Here is an 11,761-nt window from a genome sequence, read left to right as displayed (position 1 = left end):
CTTGGGTGACCAGTTCACCCCAGGCGGCACCCGCCGTCGTTTTTGCTTCCGTTGCCGGTTCAGCCCGAAAGGTGCTTCGCGAAATGGTCCTCGATACGGCGCCACGCTTCCGGGGCGGAGGCAGGATCGGGTTTGATGCCCATGACCCGCATCAGTGGACGGAGCACTTTCGGGCCAATGGGGGCGTCGTTCATGAAGGCGTGGCCCGCCGTCGGAAATTCCTTGACGTCGTGCTCAATGCGCAGGCTGGTGAGGGCCGCCTCCAATTTCGCTGCCGCTCCGGGCAAGGTCCGGTCCTTGCCGCCGTAATTCGCGACCATCGGGCAGGAGCCTTCGAGGGCGCTGTGCAGGTCCCGGGGCAATTGGCCGTAGTTCACGGACGCGGCATTAAAACCGTCGTTGGCGGCCAGCAGCGCGAACGCACCGCCCATGCAGAAGCCAATGACGCCCACCTTCCCCGTGCACTTGCCGTCCGCCCGCAACCAGGCTTTGGCGGTGGAGATGTCGGTGAAGGCCCGGCCTTCGCCCGCGAGCATGGCGCCCATGGTGGCCACCAGGCAGCGCCGGGGGCCGCCGTCACTGTATAGGTCCACTGCCAACGTAAGGTAGCCCGCGGCCGCGAGCCGGTCTGCGTTGCGACGCATCACATCATCCAGTCCGAAGGCCTCGTGGATCATCACCACTCCCGGGAACGGTCCAACGCCGTCGGGCTCGGCCAAGTAGCCCTGCAACGCGGAGGAACCTCCGGACGCCTGGCTCGTTGCGCTCAAATCGATAGTGACCATGGGGGCCTTTCGCTGTGCGTCCAGCGCCATGGAATGCGCCGACTCAAGTCAGTTTTCGCCATCGGAACCGTTCAGGCAAGGACCGGCCGTCGGTCTTTGTCGGCAGCCGGGGATAGGCTCGAAGCATGGAACTATCCACCACACTCACGCAGCACATCACCGCCGGACCAACGAGGGTTTGGCCCGAACTGTCCCTGATCACCATGCGGGAAACCCTCTGATGCCGGTGGCCAAGGTCGCGGCCCCCAAAATTTCCCCAGTGAGGTTGGACGAACTTCGTGACGACGACGCCCCGGACTTCCAGCGGGGTGAAAGGTACGACGGCGTCCGGCTCACCCGCGTCTCTGCGGAGGGAGAGGAACTGAGCGGCGCAGATTTCATCGAGTGCGAGTTCAAAGGCGTGTCCTTCAACGAGGCCCAACTGCGCGGCGCCACGTTCAGGGAGTGCGTCCTGGCCGAACCCTACGCACCGGTTTTCATGGCTGCCCGGACATCGTGGCAGGACGTGGAGATCAGCAACCCCCGGTGGGGATCAGCCGAACTTTACGAAGGCAACTGGCGTTCGGTCCGCATCGACGGCGGCAAGCTTGATTACGTGAACCTCCGGGGCTCCAAACTCATGGATGTTCAGATCTCCGACTGCATCATCAACGAGCTTGACCTCGGTGGATGCACCGGGACGAGGCTGGCGTTGAAGAACTGCACCATCGGCACCTTGGATGTCACCGGTGCCAAGCTGAAGGACGTGGATTTGCGGACTACCGAGTTCCGCGGAGTCAACGGCCTGGCCGGTCTGGCCGGCGTCGTGATTGATGACTACCAACTGAGCTTGCTGGCGCCGCTCTTGGCTGGGCACGTGGGGATCCGGGTGGTCTGACGCCCTCCTGTGACGAAGCCGGCGGCCTTGATCGTTCCTGCGTTGCAGCCTAGGGGCTCGGCACGGACGTGGCTGGTGGTGCGGGCGCCACAACGGGAGGCGGGGGACTCGCCGCAGGGGTTGGTGCAGTGGTCTCCGCTGGCTGGCCTGTGCCGTCCTGGTTGCCCGTGCCAGTCTGCGAGCCCGTACCCGTTTGGTTTCCTGTGCCGTTCTGCGGGCCTGGCCCAGCCGGCTGGCTGGGACCGCCGGGCTCGACGGATGCCGGGCCCTGCGGAAGAGCCGGGTTCGGTGCGGGGGAGGCACTTGATCCAGCCGGCTGTGTCTGGACAGGTGCCGGAGACTCCGTGCCCGTGTCCTCCGCTGGCTGCGTAGTCCCCGTCAAGGAATGTGCCGGGGTGGGTGCGCCGCCGGGTGTGGCGCCGGGCTCCGCGCGGATAATGGCGGTGATTTGGTCCTTGAACCCTTGCAGTTTGCCTTGGATCTCTGACAGCGGGACGTTCTGCAGGTTCCTGCCATATTCCGCGATTTGCTGCCAGAGTGCATTGAGCTTGGCCATGCCCTCAGGGCTCAACGGGCCGTCCAAGGTGAGGACCAACTGGCTGGCCAGTGCGTAGGTGAGGCACCGGACGCAGTTGTAGTTGGCCGCGGCCGAGAGGTTTTCGGGGACCACAACATTGGCTTGGCCCACGATCAGCACCACCTGGAATCCCACCGCAACGGCTGCGCAGTCTTTGCAGCTGGCAAAGGCGTACGCCTCGTTGGTGTTCCCGACGGTCTGGCCGTCTTCGGCCCAGACCAAGGCGAACGCGACGTCGTACACCACGGACCCGTCCTTAGTGTTGACCGCGAGGGCTTGGTTGTCGCCGTCCTCGGGAGCGGCGGGTTTGTCGAACGGGAACACCCAGGAAGGTGCGGCGGTGGCAGGGGTTCCGGAGTCGCTGGCCTGGCCGCTCTTTGCGGGAGCTTCCCGGGGCACCAGAACCATGCTCAGTTGCGGGTCTTCGCGGGTGGGCGTGGCGGTTCCCGCGGGCCACAGCGCAACGGTCCGGCCAGCCTGCCCTTCGTGCATTCCTTGGGCTGTGACAGCGGGAAAAACTGTCGTGGCGACATCAGCGATGGTCCCGCGTTCGTAGGACTGTACCGGGTGGTAGGTGCCGGCACCGGGCCACCATGCCCACGCCAAACCAGCCATCACAGCGACGACGGCGATCATCGCCAATACTCGCTGCAGCGACTTGCCCTGGGTGCGTTGCCAGAGCCCGGTGACCATCTGGCGGAGCAGGCGCTGCAGGATGTAGATGATGCCAAGGATGGGCAGGGCGATGCATAGGATCGCGATGACGCGTACCGCGGCATCGCCGAAGTTCCCGGCGGCCATACTCTGGGAGAGCATGGCCTGCTGCTTCACGCCGCTGTCCCAGGCAGTAGCCAGTATCCGGGGGAGGCTGATCACCATCGTGACCATGCTGAAGAGCAACAGGGGCACTGTCACCAGGACCCAGATGGTCACAACGGCACGGGCCCAGGGCTTGAGGAGTTTGGCTTCGGGATCTGTTGCGCGCCACGGCAGCAAACCCAGCAGGGTGGGTTTGATCCGCTGGAACAGGTCTGGAACCCCGGTGGCGTCGGCGAGGATGTGATAGCCGTCGAATCGCACCATGGGCATGAGCTGCCGCACCATTTGGAGGATCTGGGTGACCACCACCAGCAGGAGGGCGTCGAATCCTGTGGCCCACCAAATACCCATGATGGCCACAGCCACGATCGCATTGAAGTAGAGCCCGCCCAGGTCGGTTCGGATCCGGCCGCCCCGGTCAAGCCGGTACGAGTCCGTGACGTCGGTATAGAACGCCGGCCACATCAGGTACAGGCCCGTTCCCATCGCGCCCGGGGTTGCGCCACCGCGACGGGCCGCGGCGGCATGGCCGAATTCGTGGAACCCGGCCGAGAGCACGGTGACCAGCAGGATCAGCAAGACCATGCCCGGCTCGGCGAACGCTTGGTGGGTGGCCGAGGCCAGGCCCTTGACCATGAGCACCCACCAACACGTGGCCAGGAAAGCGGCCGTTACGGCCACAACGATGAGTGGGTTGAACAGCCGGGCGAACGGGGCAGTGAGCTTTCGGGTGCGCTCCGGGTTCGTGACGGAGTACCTGAACCGCATTCCCAGAAGAGGGTTGGACTTCTTGACTTCCGGTTGGGATCCGTCCGCGAGTTGCAGCAGGCCCAAGGGTAGGAGCTGTGAGGTGATCAGGGTTTGGACGTTCCCGGCGCTGACAACTTTTCCGTAGCTATCGCTGGCCTGCTCGGCGATCGCGGCCAGGTCGCGACGGCCGTCTATCGCCTCAAGAACCACGTAGAGCAGCCGGGTGAGTTGGATTGTCTGGCCGTCGGCGCGGCGCACCAGGGACGGCGCCTCCTTGTAGCCCGATCCCTTGGTCTCGCCCAGGAGCTGGATGCCGTCCGCTCGGACCGGAACGGGCTGCCCACCGACAGCGACAGACCCGACGTCGGCAGACCCGGCAGTGACAGATCCGGCGGCAGCAGACCCGGCGGCGGCAGACCCGGCGGCTGCTGAAGGGAACTCCTGCGTCATGGCCGCCGGGCCGCCAGTCGCCGCAGCGGGCACCTGAGGGCCGTCCTGGCCGGACGGCCCTCCCTGAACAAGACTCATCCGGGCGCTACTGCTGGATGGTGGACTGCTGATCGGCGGTGGACGTGGCGTTGCCGTGGATGTCCTGGTTGATGATGGCCTCCTGGTGGGCTACGGCAACCGCGTTGCTGTCGATCGATCCGATGTTCGCTCCGACGGAGGCATCGATAGGGGCAGCGACGTTGGCGTTGGCAGCAACAGCGCCGTTGATCGGCGCCGCGATGCCGGCGTTTGCGTCCAGGTTCACGTTCACGTTGAGCAGGTTGCCATTCAGTGCACCAGCTGCGCCGGCAGCGGCAGCTCCGGCGTCGGCGGCAGTCCCGCCCGGCAGTACGCCGTCGGGAACCGCGGCGGTACCTGCAGCGGCAGCCGGGGCCGCCGCGGCGGGATCTGTCGTCGTCATGTCGGGTGAAGTGCCGGTGCCTTGGTCGATCCCGCTGTCCTGGACCGAATGTGCGGTGGCGTCCCCGGTGATGCCCTGATCAATGAGCGTCCCCTGCTGCGCCAGGGCCTGCGAGTCAGACCCGAACGAAAGAACGTTCGCGGAAGCGCTGGCGTCGATGGGTGCTGCGACGTTGGCGTTGGCCGCAACACCAAGGTCGATGGGTGCCGCAGCGCTGATGCCCAGGTTCAGGTCGGCGTTAAGGTCCAGCACGGAGGCCACTTCCTTATCGGGAAGCGCAGTTCCGCCTTGTGACAGGAGTTCTTCCTCGGACAGTGCAGCCATTTCCCGGTCATCGCTCATTGGAGTCTCCCTATCCGGCATTCTCAAGTGGGGGTGCAGGGCACCTCCCAGCCGGCCCCGAACGGGCGGGTTCGGCTGGAAGCGCCCAAGTACCAGCAAATAGTAAGCATAATGATCATTAATCCGTAAGAGGGTGTCCTGCGTAAGTCACGGCGCTTCATCTGTTGACCGTCCAGCCGGTCCGTGTAATCTTTATAGAACGAACGGTCGGTAGATTATTCTCGACCGGTCCCTTTCACTTCGCGAAGGATATTCTCATGGTCGAGGCTTTTCTTGTTGGTGGCGCCCGTACGCCTGTAGGTCGCTACGGTGGGGCGCTGTCCTCTGTCCGTCCCGACGACCTCGCAGCATTGGTGGTCCGGGAAGCAGTGGCGCGTGCCGGCGTCGATCCTGACACCATTGACGAGGTGATTCTCGGTAACGCCAACGGCGCCGGTGAAGAAAACCGCAACGTCGCACGCATGGCGACCATCCTGGCCGGACTTCCCCTCCACATCCCGGGCATCACGGTGAACCGGCTGTGCGCTTCGGGGCTGAGCGCCATCATCATGGCCAGCCAGATGATCAAATCCGGTGCCGCGGACATCGTGGTGGCCGGTGGCGTCGAGTCCATGAGCCGTGCGCCCTGGGTCCAGGAAAAGCCGACGGCGGCTTTCGCCAAGCCTGGCCAGATCTTCGACACATCGATCGGCTGGCGTTTCACCAACCCGCTCTTCACCAAGGGCGAGCTCTCCCGCGACGGCAAGATGACCTACTCCATGCCGGAAACGGCTGAGGAAGTGGCCCGCGTCGACAACATCTCCCGTGAGGACGCCGACGCTTTCGCGGTCCGCTCGCACGAACGGGCATTGGCCGCCATTGCCGGGGGCCGGTTCAAGGACGAAATCGTTCCGGTCACCGTCAAGACACGGAAATCCGAGACAGTCGTGGATACGGACGAAGGCCCCCGGCTGGGCACCACCATGGACGTCCTTGCCGGGCTTCGTCCCGTGGTCCCCGGCGGCTCCGTGGTCACGGCCGGCAACTCCTCCACCCTGAACGACGGCGCCTCCGCCATCATCGTCGCCTCTGAAGAAGCCATCAAAAAGTTCGGCCTGACGCCGCGTGCCCGCATCGTGGATGGCGCGTCGGCGGGCTGCGAACCGGAGATCATGGGAATTGGCCCGGTGCCGGCAACCCAAAAGATCCTGGCACGCACGGGCCTCACCGTGGACAAGCTCGGTGCCGTGGAACTCAACGAGGCTTTCGCTACGCAGTCCCTGGCCAGCATGCGCCGTCTCGGGTTGAACCCGGATATCGTGAACAACGACGGCGGTGCCATCAGTGTGGGACACCCGCTGGGTTCCAGCGGCTCGCGGATTGCCATCACCCTGTTGGGTCGGATGGAGCGCGAACTCGCTTCCGCAACCGGACCGAAGCTGGGCCTGGCGACCATGTGCATCGGCGTCGGGCAAGGAACTGCGATGCTGCTGGAAGGCGTGTAATGGCCCTGAACCCGGAAGATTTCTCCACCCTCCTTGTCGAGGCGCGCGAAGACCGGCTCACCGTCCTGTTGAACCGGCCCGAGGTCCGCAACGCCATCGACCAGCAGATGGTCGATGAGCTCCACCTCGTTTGCGCCGAGCTGGAACGGAGCCCGAAGGTCCTGATCATCGCCGGCACGGACGGCGTCTTCGCCTCGGGTGCTGACATCGGCCAGCTGCGCGAACGCCGACGGGACGATGCCCTCCAAGGAATCAACTCCACGATTTTCGCCCGCATCGCCAAACTTCCCATGCCCGTCATCGCGGCATTGGACGGGTATTGCCTGGGCGGAGGTGCTGAACTCGCCTACGCCGCGGACTTCCGGATCGGCACTCCAAGCATCCGGATCGGAAACCCGGAGACGGGTCTGGGGATCCTGGCTGCAGCCGGTGCCACCTGGCGGCTCAAGGAACTCGTGGGTGAGCCGAAGGCCAAGGAGATCCTCCTGGCCGGTGCGGTCCTGCGGGCAGAGGAAGCCCTGCGGATCAACCTCATCACCGCCATCGTCGAGGCACCTGAGCTCATGGACGCGGCCCACACCCTTGCTGACAAGATCGGTCGTCAGGACCCCTTGGCCGTGCGGATCACCAAGTCCGTATTCCATGCCCCGGCTGAAGCCCACCCGTTGATCGACACCCTCGCCCAGGGAATCCTCTTCGAGTCCCAAGCCAAGTTCGACCGGATGCAGGCGTTCCTCGACAAAAAATCGGCCAAAGCTTCGCAAGACACAGACGCTCCCACGCAGGACAGGACCCAGAAATGACCGACGTTACCGCCCTACCGCACGTTGTTGGAGTCCTGGGTGGCGGCCGCATGGGTGCCGGGATCGCACACGCCTTCCTGACCAAGGGCGCCACAGTGATCGTCGTTGAGCGTGACCATGAAGCTGCCACCGGAGCCCAGGGCCGGGTGGCGGAGGCCGTGGCCAAGTCCGCCGCCCGCGGCACCCTGGAGGGGACGCCCGAGGAAGCATTGGCACGCTTCAGCACCTCCACTGACTACGCTTCCTTCGTCCACTGTGGGCTTGTGGTGGAAGCAGTCCCGGAGGACTACGAACTCAAGGTCGGCGCCCTTAAGGCTGTGGAGGAGCACTTGTCCGCGGACGCATTCCTGGCCTCCAACACTTCCTCGCTGTCCGTCTCCGGTCTGGCAAACGAGCTTCGTCGACCCACCCATTTTGTGGGGCTCCACTTCTTCAATCCCGTGCCTGCATCAACCCTGATTGAAGTGGTGCTGGGCGAAAAAACGTCTCCCGAACTGGCTGTTGCGGCGAAAAGCTGGACCGAGGCACTCGGCAAGACCGCCGTCGTCGTCAATGACGCACCGGGCTTCGCATCCTCCCGCCTGGGTGTGGCGATAGCCTTGGAGGCGATGCGCATGGTGGAGGAGGGCGTGGCGTCTGCGGAGGACATCGATGCCGCCATGGTGCTTGGCTATAAACACCCCACGGGACCCCTGAAGACCACTGACATCGTGGGGCTGGATGTCCGCCTGGGCATTGCCGAGTACCTGCATTCAACGCTGGGCGACCGCTTCGCGCCGCCGCAGATCCTCCGTGACAAGGTGGCGCGTGGCGAGCTGGGGCGCAAGTCAGGCAAGGGCTTCTTCGACTGGAAAGACTAGTGCGCAGGGCCGGTTAGGCTAGCCGGGTGACTTCAATTGAACCCATCACCCTGACCGGAAACTTCGTGACGCTGGAACCTCTGGGCCAGGAACACCATGACGGGCTGGTGGATGCTGCCCGCGACGGCGAACTGTGGAAGCTCTGGTACACCTCGGTTCCGGCTCCGGAGGGTATGGCCGCCGAGATTGATCGGCGCCTGGACCTGCAGGCAAAGGGTTCCATGCTGCCGTTCGCCACGCGCTCAAACGCCACGGGCAGGCTCATCGGCATGACCACGTACATGAACATCGACGCCGTGACACCCCGTGTCGAGATCGGCTCCACGTGGAACGCGGTGTCGGCGCACGGCACAGGAACCAATCCGGATTCCAAGCTGCTGCTCCTGCGGCACGCCTTCGAAACGCTGGGTTGCCCGGCCGTGGAGTTCCGCACGCACTGGCTGAACCAGCAATCCCGCGAGGCGATCGCCAGGCTCGGCGCAAAGCAGGACGGCGTGCTCCGGAACCACTCGCGCAGCGCAGATGGAGCGCTCCGCGACACCGTGGTGTTCTCCATCCTGGAGCACGAGTGGCCCGCCGTGCGGAATGGCTTGGAGTTCCGCTTGGCCAAGTACCGCGCCGAGGGGTGAGCTTTCGGCACTATGCGCACGCAAGGTCTTTTCCCTCCGCAGTCGCAGGCGTAATCTAGCCAACACATTGCCCCGGTGCGCGGCCGACTGGTGGGCGAGCCGTGACTTCCGCGCATGCGGAACCGGAGCCCCAACGAGCGGTAAAAAAAGGGGATTCACCATGGCAACTCATCAAGCACGACGGCGGCGCCCGGCTTTTGCGGGCGGTCTCGCCATCCTGGCTCTTTGTCTGGGTTTCACGGCCAGCCCGGCCACGGCGGCCGCGCCACCGTTGCCCGACTATGTGGCACTCGGAGATTCGTACACGGCCGGAACGGGTGCGGGGGATTTATACGCGCCGACCCCGCCGGGGTGCTGGCAAAGCAAGGGCGGCTACGTCGATCTGGTTGCAGCCACCGGACAGGTGACCTTGCTGGCCAATCTGGCGTGCCATGGAGCTTTGCTTGTGCCGGGCGGCCCTTTCTATAACGGCGCCCCGTCGGTGGTTCAACAGATTCTCAGCAGGACCGGCAGATCTGCGCTGGCCAAGGCAGAATTGGTGAGCATCACTGCGGGTGCCATCGACGCCGGGAGCCTGCTGGCACTACGTGACTGCGCCACCCCGGATACGGCCACATGTGCCGCCACTGTGGCGGGAATCCGCGCCAAGCTGCCCGCGATTACTGTCGGGCTCGCGGGAACATACGCGTTGCTCCGGGCTTCCGCACCGCAGGCAGCCATTGCAGTTATGGGGTATCCGAGGCTTTTCGATCCGACCCGAGGCCCCCTGGTTCTCCCTGGCGTCACTGTGGTCCCGGTGGAAAACCAGGTCCAGGTGAATTCCGCTGTTGATGCCCTGAATAAGGCGATCGCCGATGCCGTCAGGCTCAGCCGGACCAAGGCGGTTTTTGTTGATGTGACCCAGCGGTTCCTTGGTCACGCAGTGAATTCGCCGGAACCGTGGATCGTGCTGGCGCCCCCGGTGCCTCCGTCGACCCTGCTTCCGGATGCCAACTTCCACCCGAACGCTGCCGGACACCAGGCTTACGCCGCCGCGCTGCTTTCATCGGTGGTCCCGGCGCAGCCCGTCTATCCGTAGCCTTGGGCTCGCCGGGGGCATCACCTCCGGCGAGCCAATGTGCTTAGCTGGCTGTATGGATTCAGCTCACGATAGCGTGCACTGGGATGGAGCCGTCAACGCGTGGCAGATCGCCGGTGACGTGTACAGGATGGGCCGCCATGAGTGGGTCACCGAAGCAGGTTGGCGGCAGATGTTCGACGACGGCGTCCGCACCGTGATTGACCTGCGCGCCGATCGTGAACGGACCTCGCGCGACACCGATCCCCAGGTGCCCGAGGACGTGAAGGCGCGTATCGCCGTCGTCCATTGCCCCACGGAAGATCCGGACCACAGCCGCTTCAGCGAGCTGTTCGGCCCGTACCTCAAGGATCCCGAACAGTACGCCGACTACCTCCAGCTCTTCGCCGAAAAGGTTGCAGCAGTGTTCAAAGCCATCGCGGCATCGCCTGGCAAAGTGGTGGTCCATTGCTCGGCGGGACGCGACCGCAGCGGCGTGATCGCCCTGATGCTGCAGCGACTGGCCGGCTACACCGACGAGGAAATCATCAGCGGTTATGAGCTCGCGGCCCGTGGTATCAACGAGCGTCATCGCACCCACGGGGCCCCACATGAACACGATCCCTACCTCACCGAGGCCGAGCTGGAGGCCTTGTTGACCCAGCGCCGGACCAGCCTGGGGGCCTTCCTCGACGCGTTGGACCCTGAACGGTACCTGTCGGCACAGGGTGTTACCGGCCCGGAACTGGCAGCCATACGTTCCAAAGCAGGCGGTCGCGGCGCTGCTACCATGCAGAGTTGAACCACTGCCGAACCCCTCTTACCAAAACCCTGGATGGAACCGCATGAGCCATGGCGCCCGCGTCACCATTGTGACCCGTACCAAGAACCGCCCCATCTTCCTCGCCCGTGCGTTGGACGACATCTTCGGGCAGTCCTTCCAGGACTTCGAGCTGGTCATTGTCAACGACGGCGGCATCCCGGCCGACGTCGATCACCTCACCTCCCAGCGGAGCGAGGCTGAGCGGAACCGCATCACCACTTTGCACCACGCGGAATCAGTGGGCATGGAAGCGGCATCAAACGCCGGGGTTAAGGCCGGTTCGGGTGAATTCGTGGTGATCCACGATGACGACGACTTCTGGGCACCCGACTTCCTCGCCCAAACAGTGGCCTACCTTGACGATCCCTCGCATGCCGCCGAAACCGGTGTGATGGTCCGGACGGAAATTGTCATCGAGGAGCTTGTCGATGGCATGATCGAGCCCATCCGCCGGGAAATCTTCTGGGCGGACATGCGCCAAATCACCCTCGCGGACATGCTGAAGATCAACAGGGCAGTCCCGATTTCCTTCCTGTACCGTCGCAGCCTCCATGACGCCGTGGGCTATTACAACGAAAACCTGCCTGTGGTGGGTGACTGGGAGTTCCACTTGCGCGTATTGAGCCACTCACGCGTAGGATTCCTCGACGGCGAACCGCTGGCCTTCTGGTCCCAGCGCCCCGAGTCCGCGGGCCATGATGGGAACAGCATTTTCGCCAAGGCCGCCGAACACGCCCACTACGATGCACTGGTACGGGACGAGCACCTCCGCGAAGGGGTCGCCCAAAACGGCCTTGGCACCATGCTCTATCTGACCCGGGTCCTTGCCGAGCAAGAGGAACTCATCGTTGCCCAGCAGCGGCGGCTGGATGAGACCACAGCCAAGCTGGATCACATCCTTGACCGCCTCGACGCGCTGAACCAGACGGTGGTGACACGGACAAGCGTGGGGGAGTTCCTGAAGAAGCCCATGCTGCTTGCCAAGAAGCTCGGCGGCCGGGCCTAAACGCTCTCTCACGTTCCGGCCGTTTCGGGCGGACGCTCT

The 11,761-nt window shown here is 64.5% G+C and carries 11 protein-coding genes; 8 read left to right on the top strand and 3 right to left on the bottom strand.

Annotated elements, in window-relative coordinates:
- Positions 1-59 precede the first annotated feature (59 nt).
- The gene (locus NEK97_RS16425; protein WP_257370957.1) at positions 60-785 is read right to left on the bottom strand and encodes a dienelactone hydrolase family protein; all 726 of its coding nucleotides are present in this window, start codon (positions 783-785) and stop codon (positions 60-62) included.
- A 220-nt stretch (positions 786-1,005) separates the two neighbouring features.
- Here NEK97_RS16425 and NEK97_RS16420 point away from each other — a divergent pair, with 220 nt between their 5' ends.
- A complete protein-coding gene (locus NEK97_RS16420; protein ID WP_257370854.1) occupies positions 1,006-1,662 on the top strand; it encodes a pentapeptide repeat-containing protein in 657 nt (218 codons plus the stop codon).
- A 49-nt stretch (positions 1,663-1,711) separates the two neighbouring features.
- On the opposite strand, the gene NEK97_RS16415 is transcribed toward NEK97_RS16420, so the two are convergent.
- Positions 1,712-4,336 (bottom strand): hypothetical protein, encoded by a 2,625-nt coding sequence (locus NEK97_RS16415; protein ID WP_257370853.1) that lies wholly within the window; start codon positions 4,334-4,336, stop codon positions 1,712-1,714.
- Between the two features lie 7 nt (positions 4,337-4,343).
- Complete coding sequence (locus NEK97_RS16410) at positions 4,344-5,060, bottom strand: peptidoglycan-binding protein (protein WP_257370852.1); 717 nt, start codon at positions 5,058-5,060, stop codon at positions 4,344-4,346.
- Positions 5,061-5,317: 257 nt separating this feature from the next.
- Here NEK97_RS16410 and NEK97_RS16405 point away from each other — a divergent pair, with 257 nt between their 5' ends.
- The 7 genes from NEK97_RS16405 to NEK97_RS16375 all read left to right on the top strand — a co-directional run bounded on the left by NEK97_RS16405 (position 5,318) and on the right by NEK97_RS16375 (position 11,722).
- Positions 5,318-6,544, top strand: a complete 1,227-nt coding sequence (locus NEK97_RS16405; RefSeq protein ID WP_257370851.1) for an acetyl-CoA C-acyltransferase — start codon at positions 5,318-5,320, stop codon at positions 6,542-6,544.
- Positions 6,544-7,347: an enoyl-CoA hydratase/isomerase family protein gene (locus NEK97_RS16400; protein WP_257370850.1), complete on the top strand. Its 804-nt coding sequence runs from the start codon at positions 6,544-6,546 to the stop codon at positions 7,345-7,347. The genes NEK97_RS16405 and NEK97_RS16400 overlap by 1 nt, the downstream gene beginning before the upstream one ends.
- A complete protein-coding gene (locus NEK97_RS16395) occupies positions 7,344-8,207 on the top strand; it encodes a 3-hydroxyacyl-CoA dehydrogenase family protein (protein WP_257370849.1) in 864 nt (287 codons plus the stop codon). The genes NEK97_RS16400 and NEK97_RS16395 overlap by 4 nt, the downstream gene beginning before the upstream one ends.
- Positions 8,208-8,233: 26 nt before the next feature.
- On the top strand, positions 8,234-8,836 hold the full coding sequence (locus NEK97_RS16390) for a GNAT family N-acetyltransferase (protein ID WP_235517329.1): 603 nt from the start codon (positions 8,234-8,236) through the stop codon (positions 8,834-8,836).
- 160 nt (positions 8,837-8,996) lie between these two features.
- Complete coding sequence (locus NEK97_RS16385) at positions 8,997-9,914, top strand: SGNH/GDSL hydrolase family protein (RefSeq protein ID WP_257370848.1); 918 nt, start codon at positions 8,997-8,999, stop codon at positions 9,912-9,914.
- A 55-nt stretch (positions 9,915-9,969) separates the two neighbouring features.
- Entirely contained in the window at positions 9,970-10,695 is a 726-nt protein-coding gene (locus tag NEK97_RS16380; RefSeq protein WP_257370847.1) for a tyrosine-protein phosphatase, read from the top strand.
- 43 nt (positions 10,696-10,738) lie between these two features.
- Positions 10,739-11,722, top strand: a complete 984-nt coding sequence (locus NEK97_RS16375; RefSeq protein WP_257370846.1) for a glycosyltransferase — start codon at positions 10,739-10,741, stop codon at positions 11,720-11,722.
- Positions 11,723-11,761 lie beyond the last annotated feature (39 nt).

This window comes from Paenarthrobacter sp. UW852 (genome assembly GCF_024608385.1).
In the GTDB taxonomy this organism is placed as follows: domain Bacteria; phylum Actinomycetota; class Actinomycetes; order Actinomycetales; family Micrococcaceae; genus Arthrobacter.
This window is presented reverse-complemented; position numbering and strand designations above follow the sequence as displayed.